Genomic DNA, 22653 nt, shown 5'->3' on the forward strand with positions numbered 1-22653 from the left:
AGATTGATGTACTGGTCATATTCGCGGCGCCACTGGATGAGCGAGCCCCAGAGCGAGATATGGTCCGGCACCGTGTCCGGCCAGCCGACCGCGCCGAAGAAGATGGCGTCGGGCGATCCGATCCGCGCCTTCCAGTCCTCCGGCATCATGACGCCGTGCTTCAGATAATAGTCGCAGCTCGCGAAATCGTGCCATGTCTGCTCGAACGTGAAGCCATAGAGCTGCGCGGCGCGCTCAAGCACACGGATGCCCTCGGGTAGCACTTCCTTGCCGATACCGTCGCCCGGGATGACCGAGATGCTGTAGTTGCGCTGTCCCCTGCCCGCTGCTTCCGCCATGGCTATCCCCCGTTTATTCGTGGGCGCTGGATATCGGATGGCCCGGGACGAGGAAATGTCCGGGGCGGCAATATGTCGAGCCTATATCGCCCTTCAGCGGTTCAGCTATGCCAGTCGCGCCGCAGCCTTGGGCCTGCGAACGCCATGAGCGTCGCGGCCAGCGCATAGAGCCCGAGCGAATAGAGCATGGAATAACGCAGCGCCTCGGTGCCGTAGACCGGCGTCAGCGCTTCGGACAGAGCGCCGAGCGCATAGATGCCGCCACCGAGCCCAATGAGATTGTTGATCAGCAGGAAGCAGGCCGAGGCCGTCGCGCGAGCGGAGGGACCCACGAGATGCTGGACAGCCGAGAGGATCGGCCCGAGCCAGACATAGGACATGGCCTGCGGGATCAGGAACAGGATGAAGGCGAGGCGCGCGCTGCCGCTGTAGATACCCGCGGCGAAGAACGGGACGCCGATGATGAAAGCGAAAGCTGGCACCCAGGCGAACCAGGCGCGGTCCCGCTTGCCGAGCCGGTCGCCGAGCCAGCCGCCAAGCAGCATGCCCGCCACACCGCCGAGCAGCAGCACGGCGCCGATGAAATGCGACGTCTCGATCAGGCCGAGACCGAAGCTGCGGCGCAGCAGGCTCGGTAGCCAGAAGGCGAGACCATAGCCCAGCATCGAACTGCTCGCCGCGCCGAACGAGAGCAGCCAGAAGGACGGCTTGGCGGCCAGCATGGACGCAATCTCACCGAAGCTTGCCGCGGGCGCGGCGGCAGTTTCGGCGGGGGCTGGTTGCCGCCCGTCCCGCACGATCAGCTTGAAAAGCGGCGCGAGGATAATCCCCGCGATGCCCACCGCGATGAAGGCCGTGCGCCAGTTCACCTGCGCCGCGATATAGCCGCCGGCCAGCACGCCCGCTGCCGAACCGAGCGGGATGCCGAGCGAATAGATGGAGAGCGCGAAGGCGCGCCGGTGGCTCGGGAAATATTCGCCGATCAGCGCATAGGACGGCGCGACACCGCCCGCCTCGCCGATGCCGACGCCGAGCCGGGCGAGGAAGATCTGCCAGAAGCTGTGAGCAAAGCCGCACAAGGCGGTGAATCCGCTCCACAAGACCAGCGAGATGGTGATGACCCAGCTGCGGCTGGTGCGATCGGCGAGCCACGCAAAGGGCACGCCGAGCGTCGAATAAAGCAGCGCGAAGGCCAGCCCGCCCAGCAAGCCCATCTGCCCGTCGCTGAGGTTCAGCTCTTCCTGGATCGGCCCCGCGAGGATCGCGAGGATCTGCCGATCGACGAAATTGAAGATGTAGACGAGCAGCAGCATGCCCAGCACGACATTGGGGCGCGCGGTCGATGCGGCTGAAGGTGCCTCGCTCATTCAGCCCACATGCTTATGCAGAAATGCATTGATCGCCTCCAGCGCCACCGGCTCGTCGAGCAAGGGTGCATGGCCGCGACGCGGGACGTCAACCGCTTCGAAAGGCCCGCTGTGCCGCGCCGCCATTTCGGTGACGGTATCGCGCGCGAGAAGATCGGACAGTTCGCCGCGCAGCATGAGTACCGGCTTGGCCGAAAGGGCGTCCCAAAGCGGCCAGAGATCGGGCGGCACGGTGTCCGGCTGATCGCCCTTGATGCTCTGCGAGATCGCCGGATCATAAGCGAAGCGCACGCGGCCATCCGCATCCTCGCGGCAGGTACGGCGCGCAAAGGCCAACCAGTCCTCCGGCCCGAAATCGGGGAAGGCCTCGCCATTGATGCGGGCGCAGCGTGCTGCGGCGCCTTCCCAGCTGTCGAAGGCAGCACCGGGGCCGACATAGGACTGGATGCGCGCCAGCCCCGCCGGGTCGAGCGCGGCGCCGACATCGTTCAGCACGACGGCCGGGAAGCGATCGGGCTGGAGACAGGCCATGAGCATGGCCATGAGCCCGCCCATCGACGTGCCGATCAGCGCCACGCGATCTATGCCGAGCCCGTCGAGCAACGCGAACATGTCCGCGCTGTAGATGTCGGGCCGGTAATTGGCGGGATCCGGATCGGATTCCGACAGGCCGCGGCCGCGCTGGTCCGGCACGATCAGGCGATGGCGGCCGGCCAGATACGGGATCAGGGGTTCGAAATCGGCGCTGTTGCGGGTCAGCCCGTGCATCAGGAGCAAAGGGAGCCCTTCGCCCGGATAAATCCGGGCGAAGAGGCCGAGCTCACCGCTCGCGCTGACGAAGCGGTGAGGCTCGAAGGCGGGTGTCGGCGTCATGCCGCTTCGTCCCGGTCCGGGTCGTTTAGAAATTGAACGTGGCGGTGACGAAGACCTGGCGCGGATTGCCGTAAAAGGCCGTCAGCGTGCCTTCCTTGCCAAGCGTCGGGACCAGCTGGCCATTGGCATTGGTCACGAGCGCGCCGGTGACCGCATTGGCGCCGACGAAGGTATAGCCCGAGGTCTTGTAGCGCTGATCGGTCAGGTTCTTGCCGTAGACGCCCAGCGTCCAGCGCTTCTCGGGCGCGGTGTAGACGATGCTCGCATCCCAGAGCGCATAGGCTTTCTGATCGATATAGGGGTTCGGCACCTCGAACTGGAACGTCTTGCTGCGCCACGAGACCGTGGTTCCAAGATCGAGATCGCCCGCGCCGAGCGGCGTCGAATAAGCCAGCGTGCCGCTCATGGTCCATTTCGGCGTGTTCTGCACCTTGCGGAAGGCCGCCACGTCGACCGGGCGTGCTACGCCCGTCGATGGATCGGTGATGTTCGCGAGATACTCCTTATATTTGGCGTCGATGTAACCGAGCGAGCCGGAGAAGCTCAGCCGGTCCCCCGGGCCAAGAAGATCGCGGCCGAGGCGGATATTGCTTTCCGCTTCGAGCCCCTGGAGCCGAGCCTTGCCCGCATTGGTGATGATGCCGCAGAAGGTCGGCAGGCCGCCCACGGTGCAGCCGGCCGAGCCGGGGATCTGCACGTCCTTATAGTCCATGCGGAAGGCGGCGAGCGCGAGATAGAGTGCGCCGTCGAGCAGATTGCCCTTGTAGCCGATCTCGTAATTGTCGACCGTCTCCGGGCGGAACGAGAGATAGGCCGCGATCTCGGCATCGGTCGGCTTGCCGGCGACCGCCGTCGGCGCGTTGACGCCGACACCGCGCGGATCGAACCCGCCGCCCTTGAAGCCTTGCGAGAAGCTCGCGAAGATATTGTGATCGCGGGTCGGCTGGAAGCTCAGTGAGACGCGCGGCGTGAACTTGTTGAACTCGCGCTCGCCACGGAAATTGGTGCTGGGCGTGCCAAACGGTGTCCCCGCCCCGCCGAACACCGGCGAGCCGCCCCCGAGATAATTCTGGCGCAGGATGCGCGCGCCGCGCTTGTCCCAGGTGTAGCGGCCGCCGACGGACAGGCTGATCTGGTCGGTCAGCTTATAGGAGAAGTCGCCGAAAAGCGCATAGGTCTGCGTGGTGACGTCCGCCTCGGTGAAGGCGGTCAGGCCGGCGACCGTGGTGAAGAGCCGCACGTCAAACTGCGTGTCCGCCTTGGCATCGAGATAATAGCCGCCGATGAGGCCGGTGAGCGGACCGTCATTGTCGTAGAGGACCTGCACTTCCTGGCTGAACTGCTCGTTGCGGTAATAAGCCGGCACGTCGACATCGACCGCCGGGAGCGCATCGAAATCGATCGGTGAGGCGCTGTCATCCTTGCGCCAGCCGGTGATCGAGCGCAGCGTGAAGCCGCCGCCGACATCGACCGTCGCATTGGCGGCGAGACCATAGGCCTTCACATATTGCTTCGGATCACTGAGCCCGCCGCGCGTGTCGAACACGTCGGAGAGCACTGGCGCGCCCGAGGCGATGCCGGGGATCAGGCGATGGCCGCCGCGCGCATTGCTGTCGTCCTTGGTATAGTCGCCCGAGATGCGCAGCAGCACCGGTTCGCCATAGCCGCCCAGTTCCAGCGTGGCGCGCGCGGCCCAGATGTCCTTGTTGTAATTCTCCTCGCCGGTCGTGAGGTTCGTCCCGAACCCGCCGCGCGAAAGGCGCGCGAGAGATGCGCCGACCCGGACGATATCGCCGATCGGCGCCGAGACGGTGACGATGCCGTCGGCCTGGTCATCGGTGCCGTATGTGCCCTTGACCTTCAGCGCGAAGTCCTGCGGCAGCTGCTTGGTCACATATTTGACCGCGCCGCCGATCGTGTTGCGGCCATAGAGCGTGCCCTGCGGGCCGCGCAGCACCTCGATCCGCTCCACATCATAGATGTCCAGCACCGCAGCCTGCGGGCGGTTGAGATAGACATCGTCGAGATAGATGCCGACGCCCTGCTCGAACCCTGAGACAGGGTCCTGCTGGCCGATGCCGCGAATGAAGGCGGAGAGCGTCGAGTTGGTGCCGCGCGAGGTCTCCATCGTGACGTTCGGTATAACCGATGCGACGTCCGTGATGTCGAGCGCGCCGCGCTTGTCGAGTTCTGCGCCGCTGAAGGTCGATACCGCGATGGGCACATCGACGAGCCGCTCCTCGCGGCGCCGCGCCGTGACGATGATCGCCGCGGCATCATCGGCCTCGGCTGCCTGCGGCTCCGTGTTTTCCTGTGCATGCACCGGCACGCTCAGCGTCAGGCCGCTGGTGGCAAGCATGGCCGCGACGACGACGTTGGCGCTGCCCTTGAGGAAACGAGCGTGGCTCATCGATCTCTCTCCCATGTTTCTGGTTGTCCTGAGCATCGTATATTGAGAGTTGAACCAACTTTCAATATCTCTTGTTTGCTATCACTGGAATGACCGGTTAGCTGTGAGGCGATGAACAAGGCCGAGGCCCCTTCCCCCGCTCCCGCAAGCAAGGAACCGCGCACGGAGCGCGGCCGGCGCACGCTGCGCAAGCTGCTCGATGCGGCCGCGACGGAGTTTGGCGAGAAGGGATTTCACGAAGCGTCGATCACCGGCATCACGAGCCGGGCCGGGACGGCGCTGGGCACGTTCTACACCTATTTCGACTCCAAGGACGAGATCTTCCGCGCGCTGGTCAAGGACCTCAGCAATAGCGTGCGCGTCACGGCCGGGCAGGCGCTGGCCGGTGGCGAGCTCTCACCGCTCGAAACCGAGCGGCGCGCCCTCTCCGCTTTCCTGCGCTTCGCGCGCGAGCATAAGGAAATCTACCGGATCATCGACGAATCCGAGTTTGTCGATCCGCCAAGCCATCGGGCGCACTACGAGACGACTGCGCGGCGCATCCTGGAGCGCCTGCAGAGCGGCGCAAAGCTCGGCGTCTTCCGCAACGATCTAGGCGAGGAACATGCCTGGGCGATCATGGGCATGAACGTGTTCCTAGGCCTGCGCTACAGCATCTGGTCGGAAGAAGAGTCGGTCGATCGAATCGCCGATCTGGCAAATTCGATCCTGCGGGATGGCATCGCGACAAGGTAGCCTGGAGGCTAGTCGCAGGCGGCGCAGGCCCGCGCTCGTCCCGAGTTCGGGTGGTTGAAACCCGCTCTTCCGAGGTCAATGCCGGAACCGTTGCCAGCTTTTGCGACGAGCCGAGCGGCTTACCGGCTCCGTTCACCGCGACCCGCTTGCCAGCGGCCGTTTTCGGCCTAAGGATTATGGTTAATTCAAGTCGTGGGAAATCAACTATGAAAAAATTTGCTTTCGCGGCGCTCGCCGCGCTGACGCTCGCTTATGCCCCTTCGGCACAGGCGACGACCTTCGTGCTTCCGAGCGCGAACTTTGCGCTGACCAACGGAACCGTGGCCTCGCCATCGTTCACGGCGTTCTACTTCAACAGCTTCGGCTCGACCGGCGCTTTCGACGACACGTTCGAATTCACCGTCCCGCAAGACGGGCTGGCGAGCGTGTCGGTATCGACGAGCTTTTCGGGTGGAAGCTCGAACAAGCTGACCTTCACGGATTTCATCATCAACGGCACCGCCTACGCGCTGATCGCCAGCCCCGGCGGCCAGTCGCGCACGATCGGCGATATTCCGATTACCAGCGGCGTGCTGAACACGATCCGCGTCATCGGCACCATAACGGGGTCGGGCATCTATACTGGCACGGTCACCTTCACGGCCTCGCCGGTTCCCGAGCCGGCCAGCTGGGCGATGATGATCGGCGGTTTCGGCCTGATCGGCGCCGCAATGCGTCGCCGCACGACGACGGTCCGCTTCGCCTGATCCGGGACGGAGGCAGCGGCGCTATGGATCGTCGCTGCGAGAAAGAAACAGGAAGACAGATGGCCGGAGCACCGTTGGGTGCCTCCGGCCATTTCCTTGTCGGTATGTGAGGCCGGCCGCGACGCAACGACTCCAGGTTTAACCGACAGCAGCAATCGGAAGCATCCATATGGACCTGTCCGCACAGCACGGCATGGCTGCCGGTCGGACTAAACGTGAGCGCCCGTCATCGTCGCAGCCAAAGCTTTGTTCTTCGACGTGAAGTGCCCGAAGGCTGCAATCACAACGTAGCAGGCGGCCGGCACTGCCAGTGCGAATGCCAGGCTTCCGGACACGTCGGCGACATGCCCGACCACGGGGGGCACAACCGCGCCACCGACGATCGCCATGCAGATGATGCCGGAACCATCCGCCGCACGGGAACCTAACCCTTCCGAGGCAAGGCTGAAAATGGTCGGAAACATGATCGAATTCATCAGGCCGATTGCGAGCAGACTATAGCCGGCCAGCGCACCGCCGCTGTTGGCGGAAAGCAGGATGAGCGCGATTGCGAGTACGGCATTGGTCATCAGCACCTTGCCTGGGCTGACCATGCGCAGCACCACCGAGCCGATGAAGCGACCGATGAGAGCGCCGCCCCAGTAGAGCGGGATGAGTTGGCCGGCGGCTCCCTCTGCAAGGCCGAGGACTCCGGGCAGCATGAGATAGTTCACGATCAACGAGCCGATCGCCACCTCCGCGCCGACATAGAGGAAGATACAGGCCGTGCCGAAGGCGAAGCGGGGACGCCGCAACAGGTCGAAGCTCGTGAGGATCGAGCCGCCGTCATGGTGCTCCTCGCGGAGGCGATGGCGGTTGAGCCAGACGACGCCCGCGACCACCAGCAGGGCGAAGGCGATGCCAAGATAAGCATGAACCACGGCCCGGGTCTCCGCGACGCGATAGGCATCGAGCGCGGCGCCCGAAAGCTGGTCGGCGCTGACGTGCGCGAGGCCACCGAGAATGAGGATCGAGCCGACGAAGGGAAAGATCGTCGTGCCGAGCGAATTGAAAGCCTGGGCGAACGTGAGCCGGCTATGTGCGGTCTCGGGAGCGCCGAGCAGCGAAATGAGCGGGTTGGCGACAACCTGAACAAGGGTGATGCCGCTCGCCAGCACGAACAGGGCCAGAAGGAACAGGCCGAACATGGCACTCGACGAAGCCGGGATGAACATCAGGCAACCGGCCATCATCGTCAGCAGGCCGACGACCGCACCGCGCATATAGCCAATCCGTTTGACGATCGCCGCGCTGGGAATCGACATCACCAGATAGGCGACGAAGAAGGCCGACTGCACGAGCATCGCCTCCATGTAACTGAGCGTGAAAAGTTCCTTCAATTTTGGAATGATCACGTCATTCAGCGACGTAATGCCGCCAAAGATGAAGAACAACGCCATCACGAACAGTCTCAACTCTGGTGCGTCAACATGCGTGCCGGCCGGATCGTGGGGGCGTGAAATCTCCATGACAGTCCTTTGGGTGGGAGGCGGTGACGGTCAGAGGCCGGCACCGCGCGGATATAGCGGCGCGACACTATCATCCGGCGCGGCAGGATCCTGACTTTCGACGGCAGACATACTCGAAGGAAGTTCGAACGGGAGCTTGCCTTCCGGCCGCGCCTTGCCGGTCAGAACATCGTAAACGGCCGCATCGCTGGCGCCGAAGGTCGCGAGCAGCACATGCGCCTTGTCGCGCACATTGGTGAGGATGGCAGGCCGGTCGAGATTGATGACGACGGCTGTCGGCACGCGCGCCGACGCGCGCTTGATGGCCTCGAAATCCGGTTGCCCGTCGCGAAAGTCGAGCCGTCCTTCATTTTGCCGGCTTCCGAAGAAATGATGGGGATGCAGAGTCTCGAACGGCGCATCCACGCGCACGATGGCGAGGTCGGCTTGCGCGGGATCGTCCACGACGGTGAAGCCCCGCGCCCACGCCTCGGCGGCATCGATCTTGTAGAGCCATACCTTGCGTCCGGCGACGAAAGGCAGAAGATTCTGCCTGTTCTCGAGCAGAACCTGCGCGCGACGCTGGGCCTTCTCGGCCTCGGCTCGGGCACCGGCGTCGCCGACGACATTCAGCGCCGCCGCTTCATCAACATAAGGATTCTCGAACAGCCCGAGCTGAAACTTGATGCGCAGCACGCGCCGCACGGATTCGTCGATGCGGGAAAGCGGCACTTTGCCGGCCTTGTAGGCCGCGAGCAATATCGCGCTGTCCGCGACCCCGCCGAACTGATCGATGCCTGCGTTGACACCCTTGGCGAAGCGATCTTCCTTGGACAGTGTCTCAACCCCCCAAGGCACGGCAATCGCGTCGATGCCCTGCGGCTTGTCGGCCGTCGGCGCGCTGCACGTGACCGGGCAATCATTGGTGACGGCCCAGTCCGACAGGACCAGGCCGCGAAAGCCCTTTTGTCCGCGCAACAGGTCGGTCAGCAACTGGCGATTGAAGCCCGCGCCGACCGGCTCCAGCGGCTTGCCGTCGAGCGACACGCCAGTGAGAATCGGATAGGTCGGCATGATTCCCGCCGTGCGCACAGCGAGCGCACCGTCGAACGCGGCGACATGCTGGGCAAAGGTCGCATTGCCGAGCCGGGCGATGCGTCCGTAATAGTTATGGCCGTCGAACCCGTCGGGCTGGGCGCCATAGCCGACCCAATGCTTGACCACCGTCGCGACGCCATCGCGCGTGAGGCCGGTATCGCTGCCCTGGAACCCGGCAACATAAGCGCCGACGAGGCGCGACACGGCCGCGGGATCCGAGCCGAAGGTCGCGGTCGTGCGCGGCCAGCGCGGTTCCGTCGCGAGATCGGCCTGCGGGGAGAGCGCCATGTGGATGCCGGTGGCGCGATATTCCCGCCTGGCGATTTCGCCGAACCGGCGAACCAGCGAGAGATCGCCGATCGCCGCCAGCCCCAGCGTCTCGGGCCAGAGCGAGAAGCCCCCGCCCCGCGTGCTGGCACCGAAGACCGCCTGGAAATGATTGCGCGGATCGGTGCTGATCGTGAGCGGAATGCCGAGACGGGAGCCTTCCGCGACGCGCTGCGCCGCATTGTTCTGCCGCGCCATGGCATCCGGCGCGACGGCGAGCCGCGTGATGAAGCTGGTCACCTTCGCCTCGTTGATCAGGCGTGCGGTTTCCTTGGGATCATAGCTGTCGCCTTCATGCCCGAGCGGATCGCGCGAGGGCAGAGTAGCGTGCATCATCGTGCCGACCTTCTCCTCAAGCGTCATGCGCCGAAGCAGATCCTCGATGCGCACCTCATCTGACCGGCGCCCGTCCTCATAGGGATCGAGCCGACCATTATGATTGAGGTCGCGATAGGCCTTGGCCGGGCGAGCATCGGCCGACGACATGTTCGAGACGATCGCCGAGATGGCGAGTGCAAGCGCGGTCAAGCGGAAGGGCATCGAGGTCATGGAGTTGGTTGCTCGCGTCTGTTCTGGCATCAATGGGCAGTCCTGCCGGGGCGATAGGCCTCACCCTTGCTGTCTGCTTCCACCTTGGCGGCCGTGTCGGGAAAGATGCCGTTCATCTTCGAGGGAAGGTTCGGCGCAGTGTAGAATTCAGGCGGAAAATCGGCCGCGCGGGTTCCATTCTCATCGCGATACGACACCCCGGCGCTCGTCTTCTCGGTATAGGGCACGGCATGGCGGCCCCGCGTGTCGGCGAGTTGCGCGAAGAGCGCATGGCGCAGCGCCACCTTGCGATCGAGATAGGCCGGATCGTTGATCAGATTGACCATCTCGTCCGGATCCTTGTTGAGGTCGTAAAGCTCCTCAGTGTCCCACACGCCATGATACTGGATATATTTAAGGCGATCCCGCTCGATGGCGAATGTGGTTGGCGTCTGCGGAAAGCTCCACTCCCAATAATATTCGTAGACGAAGTCGCCCGGCTTCCAATCCTCCGGCTTGACCTTGCCTTCCGCCAGGGAAAGCCAACTGACACCCTCCATCTGGGGCGGCTTGGCGATGTGCGCCACGTCGAGGAATGTCGGCGCGAGATCGAGATTGCGCACCACGGCGGGGTTGGTCACGCCCTGGGGCAGCAGTCCCGGCGCATAGGCGACCATCGGCACGCGCACCGACGGCTCATAGGCGTTCCTTTTGTCGATCAGGCCATGATCGCCGAACAGAAAGCCGTTGTCGGAATAGAAGACGATCATGGTATTCTGATCGAGCCCTTTCTTCCTGAGATAGGCGAGGATGCGGCCAAGGCTGTCATCGACCGGCGACAGCGAACGATAGATATCGCGCACCTGCTCCTGCAGCTTCCGATCGGTATGATAGGGGAAGTCCGCGCCATGCCAGCTGTTACGCTGATTGCGGACCCACATGGGCTTGCCGCGGTTATTCTCGGGCGTGTTCGCCATGCTGTCCGGCAGCTTGATGTCCAGATCGGCATATTGATCCTTGTAGCGCTCGGGCGGCACCGCGTCGGAATGCACGGCCTTGTGGCTCAGATAGAGGAAGAAGGGCTTTGACGGGTCACGGCCCTTCTCCAGCCAGTCCATCGCATAGTCGGTCAGTTCGTCCGTGATGTAGCCGCTGCGCTTGATCACCTGACCATCGACGTTGAGCGTCTGCCGTTCACCGGACGCGAGTTGCTGAGGGCTGAGCAGATCAGTCGGAAAATATGTCCCCTGCCCCTTGAAACTGACCCAACGATCGAAGCCCGGCCGCGGCGCATCGGTGTCGTCACCCATATGCCATTTGCCGAAGAAGCCGGTCTGATAGCCCCGCTTCTGCAGATAGGTCGGGAAGAAGGTCAGGCCTTCTTCCGAAGAGTTGTTGTTATCGATCACACCGTGATTGCGGGCCGTCATGCCGGTCAGGATTGTCGCGCGGCTCGGCGAGCAGAGCGACGAGGTCACCACGGCGTTGGGAAAATAGACGCCGTTCTTCGCGAGAAAATCGATGTTCGGCGTCTTGAGGCCCGGGGTGAGAAAACCCATGGAATCATAGCGCAGGTCATCGACGAGTACGAAGATGATGTTGACGGGCTTGCCACCGGATGCGGTGACGCCCTGCGCCCAGACGGGGCTCGAGATCATCGCACAGGCGGCGAGCGCGGCAGCGCGCAATCGGGACGGGCGTCGGGTCATTGTTGGTCCTTTTCGCGAATGACGCAGCGAAAGCCGATATGGCTGGTGGAAGAGTCGATCGGCTGCGCGTGTCGCGCAGCCGGCCGGTAGCGCTGGCAGTAATTAGGGGCGCAGAGATGCGAGCCGCCCTTCAGAACCTTGCGGCCGATCGGCACATGCGGCGTACACGGATCGATGCTTTCGCGCTCCGATCCGCCGCGCGGGTTGTGCGGCACGCAACAGGCGCCACTGGACTTGGCCTCGGCGCGGGGCTCGGACCACCAGTCGACGGTCCATTCCCAGACATTGCCGACCATGTCGAACAGGCCATATCCGTTCGGCGGATACGTGCCGATGGGGGAAGTCCGCGCCCAGCCATCAAGCAGGCTATTCTCATGAGGAAAGGCGCCCTGCCAGTAATTGGCCAGCATTGCGCCGCCAGGCGCCAGCTCGTCGCCCCAGGCAAATTCGGCGCCCTCCAGACCACCGCGTGCGGCGAACTCCCATTCGGCCTCGGTCGGCAGGCTCTTGCCCGCCCAGTCGGCATAAGCCTGCGCATCCTCATAAGCGACATGCACGACGGGATGGTCGGGCTTGTCCTCGATCGAGCTGCCGGCCCCCAACGGACGGCGCCAATCCGCTCCGAAGGCGAATGACCACCATTGGGTGAAATCTTCCAGATCGACGGGGCCGGCGGTCGGCTGGAAGAGCAGCGATCCGGGCTGGGCAAGCTCGGGCGGCATGCCCGGATAGTCGGCGGGATCGGGCGCAGTTTCGGCGAGCGTCCGATAGCCGGTCGCCGCAACGAAGCGAGCGAAATCGCGATTGGTCACAGGCGCCTCGTCGATCCAGAACGGATCGACGCGCACCTGCCGCACTGGCGCTTCCTCGGGATAGAAACGTTCCGAGCCCATGGCGAAGACGCCGCCCGCGAGGCGCTGCATGCCCGGTGTCGATGGCCGCGTCACCATCGCAACTGCTCCAGCCCGCAAAAGGGATCGACAGGGCTTCGTCCGGTGAACGGCAATTCCCCGACCAGGCGCCGGGCCAGTTCGCGCTGATTATCGGCGAGCGGACAGTAGGCGTTCACACAGGTCGAGAAATTGGGCGCGTCGTAGAGATAATAGGGTTGGCCGAAGGACACGAGCAGCGTGGGAATCTCGCGGTTGAACTGCATCATCGCCTTGCGGGCGCTGCCATGCAGCGCGGCGAAGTCCAGTTGAATGACGCCGACGCCCGCCATGGCATCCTGTCCGATCAGATAGACGACCAGATCGGTGTCAGCCCGGGTCGGCGGCTGGTCCGCATCATAAGTGCGCACGGTGAAGCCGCGCGCATGCATCTCGGCGAGGAGCGGCTCGAAGCTGCGCTCCGGTGCGCCGGAGACGAAGCTGCCGCCGGCATCGGCGATCACGGTTACGCGGCGATGCCAAGCAGGATCGAGCGGCAATAGCCCTTGCCGATCCTTGACGAGGGTGAGGCTGAGCCCGGCGGCTTTCTCGGCCACGGCGAGGCTCGCCGGTTGACGCAGCTGTGCGCGGACAAGCTCGGTGGGAGCAATGCGCTCGGCACTGCTCTTACGATGCAGGCCGAGCCTGGCCTTGAGCGTGAGCATGCGCCGCGCTGCCTCATCGAGCCGCGCCTCGCTCAGACGCCCTGTGCGCAGGCCGTCCAGCATCAGCGCCATGTCGCTCGCGGCATCCCGGCTGAACAGGAACACGTCGCAGCCATTTTCGATGACCGCCGGCACCGCTTCGGCGCGGTCCATCCAGCTGGTGAGACCGCCCATGACAGTCGCGTCGGAGACGATGATGCCGCGAAAGCCCAGTTGCTCGCGCAACAGCACCTGATTCAGCAAATGCGAGACCGAGGCGGGCGCATAGGCTTCCCTTCCGGCGTCGGGCCGTAAGGCGCGAATGAAGGCCGGGAAAGCGATATGTGCGGACATCACGGCCATCAACCCGTCATTGATCAGGGCGCGATAGATGCGGCCGAAACTCTGGTCCCATGCTTCCAGGCTCAGGGGATTGACGGTAGTCACCATATGTTGGTCGCGCTCGTCATAACCGTCACCCGGCCAGTGCTTGGCGGTCGCGACGAGGTCATGGGCATGCATCGCCCGGATATGGGCGCGCGCCTGCGCCAGCACCGTCTCGACGTCCGAGCCGAAGGAGCGCGTACCGACCACGGGGTTGCGGAAGGCATGATTGAGATCGACGACCGGTGTGAGCGACCAGTCGTAACCGAGCGCCCGACTCTCGCGGGCGACGATGTCGGCAATCTCATAGGAAAGGTCGAGATCGTCACACGCAGCGGTGCCGAGCTGGTTGGGTACCGGCGTTGCGAACGGATAGCTGACGGCGCCGCCCTCAATGTCGCCGGAGAGGATGAGAGGCACCTGGGCGGCATCGAGCATCTCGCGCGTCGCTTGCAGGCTGCGATCGAGATCAGCGCCGGGAAAGCGATGAACCCCGCCGGGGTTATGGCGCGACACGGCGGCGGCTTCCGCGCTCGTATCCTCGCCGGTAGAAAGGATGAAGAGCTGCGATATCCGCTCCTGGACAGAGAGGCCGGCGAGCGTGCGCTCGACCCAGGCGGCGTCCTGCGCCTCGAGCGCCAGCGGATCATCAAAGCTCATAGCGCGCGGGCCTTCTCGAGACCATGCATGCCGACCAGCAGGAACAGGACGGAGAGCGGCGAGAAAATGGCGCAGGTGATGGCGATCGCTTCCGGCAGGCGCTGCGGATCGGCGAAGCCATAATCGGAGATGAGAGCGACGACGGTCGGCCCGAGCGCGCCGCCGAGAAGATTGATCAGCACTACATAGCCCGCCGCGACGAGAGCGCGCATGCGATTGGGCGTGAGGTCGAGCAAGACCGCGTAGCCGCCGCCGAGATTGAATCCCGCGAAGAAGTTCATCGCCCCGATCAGGCCGAGCGCGAGACCGGCGGATGAGACAAGCGGGAAGCCGATCGTGATCGGGACCAGGGCGACGAAGCCGATGAGTGCGATGGTGAGGTTCCCGCGCGCACAGCCGCGCCGCTCCATCAGACTGGCGAGGAAGCCTCCGATCAGGGCACCCGTCGCCCCGCAGAACAGCACAACGACACCGTAGCGCAGGCCGATCTCCGCGATCGACCAACCGAATTTGCGCGCGAAGAAGGACGGAATCCAGGCCCCGGTGCCATTTCCCACCAGGATCATCAGCGCAAAGCCGATGCCAATGCCGAGATAGGCGCTGCGCCGCGCCGCGACATGCACGAACAAGGCGGCATAGGGCACGTGCGTGCTTGCCGCGGTCGCACCTCTGCGGGCCGGTTCACGGATCAGGAGTACCGCAAGTGCGAGAAGGATGCCCGGCGCGCCCAGCACCAGGAACACCATATGCCAGCCCTTGAGCGCCCCGAAGAGCGGCAAGGTGATTTCCTGCGTCGGAGGGAACCAGGTCGCCACGAGGCCGCCTGCGAGAAGCGCCAGCGCGCCGCCGAGATAGGTCCCCATCTGGTAAACGCCGATTGCCGCCGCGAGGCGTTCGCGCGGAAAGTAGTCGGCCAGGACGGAATAGGCGGATGGCCCGAACCCCGCCTCGCCCGCGCCAACGCACAGCCGCGCGACGAACAGGCTCATGTAAGACCGCGCAAGGCCGCAGGCAGCCGTGGCAAGGCTCCAGGTGAAGACGGAGATGGCGATGATGTTCCGCCGGTTGGATCGATCCGCGAGGCGCGCAACCGGGATGCCGACACCCAGGTAGAACAAGGTGAAGCTCAGCCCGTAGAGCAGGCTCATCGCCGTGTCCGAAGCGCGCAGATCCTGCTTGATCGGCTGGACGAGCAGCGCCAGCGCCTGACGATCCACGAAGGCGAGTGTATTGGCCAGCATCAGGGTCAGCGCCACCAGCCATGCGGTGCGCGCCGGCGGCCAGGGCGGCGTCTCGGTCAATGGCCCGATCCTGCGCCGCGAAAGGCCTTGGGCAGTTCCCTGGACTTGAAGGGCGCAAAGCGCGCGCGCGCGCCGGACAGCCGAGCCCTCATGTCGGCGAGCACGTCAGGAAATCGATCCGCGACGCTGTAGCTTTCGGACGGGTCCGCGAGCACGTCGTACAGTTGCGGATATTTGTCCTCGGTCGGGAAGAGCCGACCCCGATAATAATCGCCGCTCACATATTTCCAGCGCTGGGTGCGGATGCCGACGACATCCTCATTATCGAACAGGACCAGCTCGTCATGCGGCGAGAGCGCAGTCTTCCCGGTCAGCAGCGGCGCGAGGTCCCTGCCGTCGATCTCTATCTGCGCGGGCTGTACGACACCGGCCAGCGCGCACAGGGTCGGCAGGACGTCGATCGACATCGCGATCGCGCCCGTCTTGAGACCGGCCGGGAAGCGGCCGGGTCCCCAGGCTATCATCGGCACGCGATAGCCGCCATCATACCCGCCGCCGCCCTTTCGCTGACGCAATCCGCCGCTCGACCCTTCATACCAGGGGCCGTTGTCAGAGGTGAACAGGACGATCGTATCACGGTCAAGGCTGAGTGCCTGGAGCTTGTCGAGCAGCCGTCCGACAATGGCATCGATCTCCTCCACCACGTCGCCATAAGCGCCTGCCTTCGACCGCCCAAGGTAGGGTGAGATCGGATAAGCCGGGAGATGCGGAGCGCTCAGCGCCAGTTCGATGAAGAAGGGGGCGTCGGCATTGGCCTCGATGAAATGTTCGGCTTCGCTGTAAAAGCGCTGCTGAAGCTGCGGCACCTCCGCTTTCTCCTCACGCGGCGGGGCCTCGCCGTCCATGACATAGAAGGGCAGAGGAGCCATGTCGTGGCTATAGGGTATGCCTGCGAACCGATCGAAACCGTGGCGAGTGGGGAACCACTCGTCACCCAGATGGCCCAGATGCCATTTGCCGAAAAGGCCGGTGCGATAACCCTTTGCCTTGAGCGCCTTGCCAATCGTCACCTCGGAGGTCGGCAGTACCCGGTCATCCTCACGCAGAATCACCTGATAGCCAAGGCCCGTGCGCACCGGATATCGGCCGGTCAACAGGCCTGCCCGCGAAGGCGTGCAGACATTGGCCGATGCGTAGAAATCCGAAAATGTGACGCCCTGCGCCGCCATCTTCCTGAGATTGGGCGTCTTGATCTGCCTTCCGCCGGTCGGCTCTATGTCGCCATAGCCCAGGTCGTCGCAGAGGATGACAATGAAGTTTGGCGGCCGACCGTTTGAGAAGAACTTGTCGGCGCCCTTTGCGGAATGCGCAGCCTGGCCGACCAGAGAAGCCGCGACGGTTCCCAGAAAATGCCGACGATCCATGGCGCTGATCCTATCCGTCGTGAACGCCCTCCAGAGTCTCCTCCGGAAGGCGTTCTGGCAACATCAGAAGCGCACGCCGAACGTCGCGCCGAAATAGCGGTCGGCGTCGCGGTTGAACGAGGCTACCACGTCATTCGGATTGGCGGCGGTCGCGAGCAGCGAGTTATGCGCCATGGCCGAATAATAATTCTGGTCGAACAGGTTCTTCACGAAGATCGACAGATTATAGCGCTTGTCGCTCGTGTAGAGACCGATGCTGCCATCGACCATCGCATAGGCCTTCTGGACCAGGAGCGGATCCTGCTCGATCGCGAAACCCTGGCTGCTCTGATAATTCACGGAAAACTGCACGAAGCCGCCATAGCTCGCACCGATGTCGAAGTCCTGGCGCGGTGCGAAGCCGATGCGCCACTTGGGCGAGCTCGGCAACGTCGCGTTCCGCAGGTCCTGACGCGGCCCGGACACGGTCGTGACACCATTCACCGTGGTGCGGGCGCGATAGCAGCTGTTGACCGGGAAGTTGCCGTCCAGCGTCGGAGCGCCGGCCTGGAACTGAAGCGGGCAATTGAGGCCATCGATGTTGACGGTGGAGTCGGTGTAGGAGATCGATGCCTGGATGCTCAGCCCGTCGGCCGGGCGCAGCGTGGCCTCAAGCTCAACACCCTGCGCACGCGAGCTGCCGGCGTTGGTGGACACGAACTGCACGACGCCGGTGACGGGGTTGCTGCGGTTCGCCTGCACCTGAAGGTTTGAATAGTCGGAGCGGTAGACCGACAGAGCGTAGCTCAACATGCCGTCGAGCGTGCGGCCCTTCATACCGATTTCATAGGCATTCACCCGCTCCGGCGCGAGGGTGCGCTGTTGCGTGAAGTTGGCGCCGGCCTCCATGTCGTATCCGAGGCCCTTATAGCCATTCGTGTAGGTCGCATACATCTGGAGGTCGCGATGGAATTCATATTGCAGACCGGCCTTGCCCGTGACGGCGGTATCGCTGTCGCGCAGCGTGCCGCTGCCGCTGGCCACGCCGGGGAGCAACGTGTCGCCGGCGTTTACGACCCCGAGCTGGATGCCGTAATTCTCGCCGGTCTCATATTGAACGCGAAGGCCACCAATGGCCTTGAGGCCACCGGCCAGACGATATTCGATCTGAGCAAAGGCCGCGACGTTGTCGGTTTTCAGGCGGGCAAAGCTCGACGAGGACTGATAGGTCGGCGCGGCGCAAATCTCGCCGATCGTCGTGCCAACCGAACAGACTGCGCGGCGGCGAGCAAAGGGACGTTCGATGTCGCCGTGGCTGTAAAACAGGCCGGCCACATAAGTCAGATCGCCGGACCCGTTCGAGGCGATGCGCAGCTCTTGCGAGAACTGCTTGAGATGCAGGATGCCCTGATTGAAGTTCCAGGACGCATAGGGCGCAGCCGCTCCGACATAGAGAACCGGATCCGTGTCCAGGCGATCAATGGGCTGGTTCACGAACAGGTTGAAGTTCTGAAAGGCGGTCAGCGAAGTGATCGTCGCGGCGCCCACATCCCAGTCGGCCTGAAGCGAGACGCTGGTCTGGTCGGTGTCGGCGCGGTTCGGCGTGTCCTCGGTAACCAGACGATTGGTCGGTGAGGCGACCACCGGCGCTTCAAGCTGCCTGATGACCGGATTGACGATCTGGATCGATGCGAACGTGCAGCAGTCGGAATCTTGCTGGCGATATTCGCCGATCAGGAGGAAGTTGAGATTGCTGGTCGCGTCCCACTCCAGCTTGCCACGCAGGCCCCAGGCGCTCGAGCCATTGACGCGGCGCTGGAGGTTCACATTATAGGTCGGCCCTTCGACATCGTTGTAGAAGCCGGAAATTCGGGCGCGCAGCGCATCCGAAAGCGGGCCCGACATGGTGCCTCTGGCGCGATATTCGCCGCGCTCGGCAATGGTGACTTCGCCGCTGCCCTCAAGATCCCGGGCAGGGCGCGCCGTCACGATGTTGATGAGGCCGGCGCTGGCATTCTTGCCGAACAACGTCCCCTGCGGCCCGCGCAGCACTTCGACACGCTCGATGTCTGCTAGATCGGTGACCGCCTGCGCCTGGCGGGCAAGCGGCACGCCATCGACGACGACCGCCACCGATGACTCGACACCCTGGCCGAACAGCGCCGTGCCGACACCGCGCACGCGAAAGGTGGTGTTCGCTGGGTGATTGCCCTGCTGGAAGGTCAGCGCGGGAACGGCCCGGACCAGCGAGGCGGTGTCGTTAATCTGGCGCTCTCCCAGCGTGTCACCGCTCACCGCCGTAACCGAAAGCGGAACATCCTGAAGGCGCTCGGCGCGCTTCTGGGCGGTGACGACAATTTCGTCAGCCGCCAATTCCGGTGTGTCGCCCTGGACCGCCGACTGGTCGGCGGTCTGCGCCTGTGCGGCTGACGCGCCCATTGCGAGCGCTAGGGCCGCCAAGCTGGCTGTGCTCGACAGGACGAGGGTGCGTTGAAGCATGACCATGTTGAAAACCCCGTTTCTATGCTGTGCCGTGGACGGCGTAGCAGGGGCGTGCGCGATCACGTGCCATCCCCTCCCACTCGGTCTATGCCGAGATGTAGCGCTACATATTCATGAAGGGTTGGCATCGTCAATATAAAAATGTAGCGCTACACACAGTCTGTGGAGGGGCGCGTGGCGGCGAAGGATAAATCTCGGAAGTCGAGCAACGCGGTGACCATGCATAGCGTCGCCGCACACGCTGGTGTGTCCCCCATGTCGGTCTCGAACGTGATCAACGGCCGCAAGGTGCGGCCCGCGACTCGCGATGCGGTGCTGCGCTCGATCGAAGCGCTGAACTACAAGCCCAATGCGGCGGCCCGGGCCCTTGCGAGTGCCACCACCATGCGCATCGGCCTCGTCTATTCCAGTCCGGACAGCGCCTTTGTCAGCGCCATGCTGGTCGGTGCCCTCGACGCGGCGACACGCTGCGGCGCACAGTTGCTCATCCGCAGATCGACCAGCAAGTTGAGCGACATCCGCGAGACGATCCTGGCGCTCGTCGAGGAGGATGGCGCGAACGCACTGCTCCTGCCGGCACCCTATTGCGAAGTGGTCAGCGGCCAGGACGTACTCAAAAATCTCGGCGAAATGCCATTGATGGGCCTGTGCGCCGGCAGCGAGCTACCGGATGTCACGTCGGTCCGTATCGACGATTTCGCTGCGGCCTATGACATGACGACGCATCTCATCGGCCTGGGTCATCGTCGCATCGCGTTCATCCGGGCAGCGGCGCATCACCGGATCAGCGAGACGCGCTATGCGGGTTACCGGCAAGCGCTGCAGGACGCTGGCATCGTGCCCGACGATTCGATCGTGGCCGATGGCGATCTGACCTTCGACATGGGCATCGTCGCCAGCGAGGCGCTGCTCAACCTGCCGGTGCCGCCCAGCGCCATCTTCGCGAGCAATGACGACACGGCAGCAGCCGTGATCTCGGTTGCACACCGACGCGGTATCCATGTTCCCGAACAACTTTCGGTCGCCGGCTTCGATGACAGCCCGACTTCGACCCGGCTCTGGCCGCCGCTCACGACGATCCGTCAGCCCATCATCGAAATGACCAACACCGCGATCGAAGTCCTCGCACGCCGCTTCGCGGAGGGCGATGTGGGGTCCGAGCATACCATTTACGCGCCCTATGAGATCGTCACGCGCGGCTCGACCGCGAGGATGACCCAGCCGATCTGATCCATTTTCGCTTGCTGCTCCCGCGAGGTTTCCGATGTCCATCTCCCGCCGTGCGTTCATTGTCTCCCTGTGTGCGACGACTGCCCTCGCGACCGGATTCGCGGCCACGCGCGCGCAGGCGGCAGCGCGCCGACCCAACATCATCACGATCATCCTCGATGATGTCGGCTATTCAGACCTCGGTTGCTTCGGCGCGGAAATCCGGACCCCGGCGATGGATGCCCTGGCCGGTGCCGGGCTTCGCTATGCGCATTTCCACACCAAGGCAGTCTGTTCCTCGACGCGCGCGGCGCTGCTGACCGGGCGCAACAGCCACAGCGTCAACATGCCCGACGTGCCGGACGTGGTTCAGATCATGAAGAATGATCCGGCCCTGGCCGATATGTTCGACATTCCATCGAACGCGCAGAACCTCGCACAGGCGCTCAAGCGGCGTGGTTATGCGACCTGGGCCGTGGGCAAATGGCATCTCACACCAATGAAGGAACTGGGCGCCAATGCCGGCCGGACAAGCTGGCCGCGCCAGCGCGGCTTTGACTATTTCTACGGCTTCGCGCGCGGCTGGACGGACCAGTACCAACCTGACCTGGTCGAGAACGATCAGTATATCAAGCCGGAGCTTCCGGAAGGCTATCACCTGTCGGTCGATCTCACGGATCGCGCCCTTGCGCTGATCGAGCGGCATCAAGCCGCGCCGGAGGCTGGGCCGTTCTACCTCAATCTGGCCTATGGGACCGCCCATGCGCCGATACAGGTGTCGCGCGATTTCTCCGCGCCCTATGACGCGATCTACGAGAAAGGCTGGGACGCGGTGCGCGAATCGCGGTTCGAGCGGATGAAGGCGATGGGGATCGTGCCGCCGGAAACGGTCTTGCCGACCCGCGCCGGGACGGATCGCGCATGGGCCGATCTGGATGCGGACGAGAAGGCCGTCTTCACGCGCTACATGGCAGTCTATGCGGGCTTTATCGAGCATTGCGATCGACAGATCGGCCGATTGATCGATGGGCTCAAGCGCGGTGGTCTTTACGACGATACGATCATCGTTCTCCTCTCCGACAACGGCGCCGCAGGCGAAGCAGGCCAGGAGGGCGAGTTCGACGGGCTCTACCGCCGCAACACGCTGACGCCCGCCCAGCAGCGCGCACGCATCGAGGAGCTCGGCACCGGCAAGACCCAGGCCGAGTATCCGCGCCCCTGGGCGATGGTCGGATCGACACCCTTCCGCCGCTACAAGCTCTGGCCCTATTCCGGTGGCACGCGGACCCCGATGATCTTCAGCTGGCCCCGTGAAGTGCGCGATCCAGGCGCTATCCGGCGGCAATTTGTGGACGTGATCGATGTCGCACCCACGCTGCTGGATGCCGCCGGCGCGGCGTTCGACGCACAGGTAGATGGCGTGAAGCAACTACCCATAGCCGGTCGCTCCTTCCTCGCGACGGTGCGTGACGGCCGGGTCGAGGGCCGTCATACCCAATATTTCGAGCTGCGCGGCAATCGCGCGATCACGGACGGGCAGTGGCGCGCGGTCGCCATGCAGGCGTGCGGACAGGATCATGCGGCGGATCGGTGGGAACTCTATGATCTGGCCTCCGATTTTTCCGAAAGCACGGACGTTGCGTCCCGTCATCCGACGGAACTGCAACGCCTCAAGGCGCTCTGGCAATCCGAATGGGCCAGCTTTGTCACGACGCCCCTCGGCGCGCCTCTCGCCTTCGTTTGCGAACGACCGGCGATGTTCGACCTTGCCCCTGCGGCGAAGCGATAGCTGCGGGAGCTTTATTGCGCCCAAAGCAGCAACTCGCGACCCTGAACCCCAGCTGGTTCTACACCGCGAGCAGGCCCTGCCCGCCAGCGCATCGACCTTGTTGCCATCGTTGAAACATCGGCAACCCGAAGAAGCCATGATCGCCCCGGCTAGCGCGGCGACCGGCTATCGCTTTTAGAATATTCGGAAAACTGGAGCGGGCGAAGGGATTCGAACCCTCGACCCCAACCTTGGCAAGGTTGTGCTCTACCCCTGAGCTACGCCCGCTCTGGCG

General features: G+C 64.0%; 15 protein-coding genes, 1 tRNA gene and 1 pseudogene. 4 read left to right on the forward strand and 13 right to left on the reverse strand.

What is annotated here, in order from left to right:
* The 4 genes from KM135_RS09860 to KM135_RS09875 form a co-directional block, all read right to left on the reverse strand.
* Positions 1-338, reverse strand: a 338-nt coding sequence (locus KM135_RS09860; protein ID WP_246605900.1) for an isocitrate/isopropylmalate family dehydrogenase, incomplete at its 3' end; no start/stop codon positions are given.
* A 101-nt stretch (positions 339-439) separates the two neighbouring features.
* Positions 440-1705 carry a spinster family MFS transporter gene (locus KM135_RS09865; RefSeq protein WP_221713846.1) on the reverse strand — a complete coding sequence of 422 codons (1266 nt, stop codon included), beginning with the start codon at positions 1703-1705 and terminating at the stop codon, positions 440-442.
* Entirely contained in the window at positions 1706-2578 is an 873-nt protein-coding gene (locus KM135_RS09870) for an alpha/beta fold hydrolase (RefSeq protein ID WP_221713847.1), read from the reverse strand. It abuts the gene before it with no gap.
* 25 nt (positions 2579-2603) lie between these two features.
* On the reverse strand, positions 2604-4988 hold the full coding sequence (locus KM135_RS09875) for a TonB-dependent receptor (RefSeq protein WP_221713848.1): 2385 nt from the start codon (positions 4986-4988) through the stop codon (positions 2604-2606).
* Between the two features lie 111 nt (positions 4989-5099).
* Between KM135_RS09875 and KM135_RS09880 the strand changes: the two genes are divergently transcribed.
* Positions 5100-5723, forward strand: a complete 624-nt coding sequence (locus KM135_RS09880) for a TetR/AcrR family transcriptional regulator (RefSeq protein WP_221713849.1) — start codon at positions 5100-5102, stop codon at positions 5721-5723.
* Between the two features lie 248 nt (positions 5724-5971).
* Positions 5972-6469: pseudogene (locus KM135_RS09885) on the forward strand (FxDxF family PEP-CTERM protein); the annotation flags it as partial.
* Positions 6470-6678: 209 nt separating this feature from the next.
* On the opposite strand, the gene KM135_RS09890 reads toward KM135_RS09885, so the two are convergent.
* The 8 genes from KM135_RS09890 to KM135_RS09925 form a co-directional block, all read right to left on the reverse strand.
* Entirely contained in the window at positions 6679-7977 is a 1299-nt protein-coding gene (locus tag KM135_RS09890; protein WP_221713851.1) for a sugar MFS transporter, read from the reverse strand.
* A gap of 30 nt (positions 7978-8007) precedes the next feature.
* Positions 8008-9930, reverse strand: a complete 1923-nt coding sequence (locus KM135_RS09895) for a glycoside hydrolase family 3 protein (RefSeq protein WP_246605904.1) — start codon at positions 9928-9930, stop codon at positions 8008-8010.
* A 29-nt stretch (positions 9931-9959) separates the two neighbouring features.
* Positions 9960-11618, reverse strand: a complete 1659-nt coding sequence (locus KM135_RS09900) for a sulfatase family protein (RefSeq protein WP_221713852.1) — start codon at positions 11616-11618, stop codon at positions 9960-9962.
* Positions 11615-12541, reverse strand: coding sequence for a formylglycine-generating enzyme family protein (locus tag KM135_RS09905; RefSeq protein WP_221714071.1), 927 nt, complete (start codon positions 12539-12541; stop codon positions 11615-11617). Before KM135_RS09905 ends, KM135_RS09900 begins: the two co-directional genes overlap by 4 nt.
* 20 nt (positions 12542-12561) lie before the next feature.
* Positions 12562-14235, reverse strand: a complete 1674-nt coding sequence (locus KM135_RS09910; RefSeq protein ID WP_221713853.1) for a glycoside hydrolase family 3 protein — start codon at positions 14233-14235, stop codon at positions 12562-12564.
* Positions 14232-15536, reverse strand: coding sequence for a spinster family MFS transporter (locus KM135_RS09915; protein ID WP_246605906.1), 1305 nt, complete (start codon positions 15534-15536; stop codon positions 14232-14234). Before KM135_RS09915 ends, KM135_RS09910 begins: the two co-directional genes overlap by 4 nt.
* Positions 15533-16900 carry a sulfatase family protein gene (locus KM135_RS09920; RefSeq protein WP_221713854.1) on the reverse strand — a complete coding sequence of 456 codons (1368 nt, stop codon included), beginning with the start codon at positions 16898-16900 and terminating at the stop codon, positions 15533-15535. Before KM135_RS09920 ends, KM135_RS09915 begins: the two co-directional genes overlap by 4 nt.
* Before the next feature lie 63 nt (positions 16901-16963).
* On the reverse strand, positions 16964-19339 hold the full coding sequence (locus KM135_RS09925; RefSeq protein WP_246605908.1) for a TonB-dependent receptor: 2376 nt from the start codon (positions 19337-19339) through the stop codon (positions 16964-16966).
* A gap of 261 nt (positions 19340-19600) precedes the next feature.
* On the opposite strand from KM135_RS09925, the gene KM135_RS09930 reads away from it, so the two are divergent.
* On the forward strand, positions 19601-20611 hold the full coding sequence (locus KM135_RS09930; protein WP_281422160.1) for a LacI family DNA-binding transcriptional regulator: 1011 nt from the start codon (positions 19601-19603) through the stop codon (positions 20609-20611).
* 34 nt (positions 20612-20645) lie between these two features.
* A complete protein-coding gene (locus KM135_RS09935; protein WP_221713856.1) occupies positions 20646-22379 on the forward strand; it encodes an arylsulfatase in 1734 nt (577 codons plus the stop codon).
* A 192-nt stretch (positions 22380-22571) separates the two neighbouring features.
* Here the strand turns inward: KM135_RS09935 and KM135_RS09940 are convergent.
* Positions 22572-22646 (reverse strand) — tRNA-Gly (locus KM135_RS09940).
* Between the last annotated feature and the right edge of the window lie 7 nt (positions 22647-22653).

Origin of the sequence: Sphingobium xanthum (assembly GCF_019737615.1) — a bacterium.
GTDB classification, from domain to species: Bacteria; Pseudomonadota; Alphaproteobacteria; order Sphingomonadales; family Sphingomonadaceae; genus Sphingobium; species Sphingobium xanthum.